Source organism: Microbacterium sp. Mcb102 (genome assembly GCF_024519805.1).
Taxonomy (GTDB): domain Bacteria; phylum Actinomycetota; class Actinomycetes; order Actinomycetales; family Microbacteriaceae; genus Microbacterium.
Genome location: NZ_JALJRG010000014.1, coordinates 1 through 630 on the forward strand (window position 1 = coordinate 1; position 630 = coordinate 630).

Sequence of the window (630 nt, forward strand, 5' to 3'; positions counted from 1 at the left end):
CGGCGCGGTGGCCCGCGTTGCGGGAGGCGTTGGTGGACGGGACGATCGGGGTCGCCGGGCTGTTGGCGGCGATCGGGCCGATCGAGCAGGCCGGGTCCCGGATCGGGACGGCGGACCGGTTGCGGGCGGACGCGGAGTTGGCCGCGTACGCGCGGGGATTCGCGGCTGCTGACACGGACACGGATGCGGGTGCGGATGCGGGTGCGGATGCTGGTGGGGAGGTTGGACCGGCGGCGACGCCGGAGGATCTGCGGTTGCTGGCGCAGGTGATCGTGCAGTATCTCGACCCGGATGGTGCGGAACCCGCGGACGACATCGCGATGCGGGTACGGGGGCTGACCCTCGGGCGCGCGAAAGACGGGGTCATCCCGATCCGGGGCAGGCTGCTGCCGGAGGCCGCGGGACAGTTGCAGCGCCTGTTCGACGCGTACCTGAACCCCAAAGTCGACGGACCACCCGTCCCCGGAGTGGCGTTCCGGCCGACAGACGAGATGGTTCCGGAAACGGACACGAGTTCGGAAGGCGTCGACGGTGTCGATGCGGACCACGATGTCCTCCTGTCCGGTGACCCGGGACGGATGGTCGACACCCGTTCACGGTCGCAGAAGCAGCACGACACCCTCGCCGCGA

General features: G+C 70.8%; 1 protein-coding gene. It reads left to right on the forward strand.

The window, feature by feature from the left end; genetic code table 11:
• Window positions 1-32 precede the first annotated feature (32 nt).
• On the forward strand, window positions 33-630 hold a 598-nt coding region (locus OC372_RS19305), incomplete at its 3' end, for a 13E12 repeat family protein (protein ID WP_262003898.1).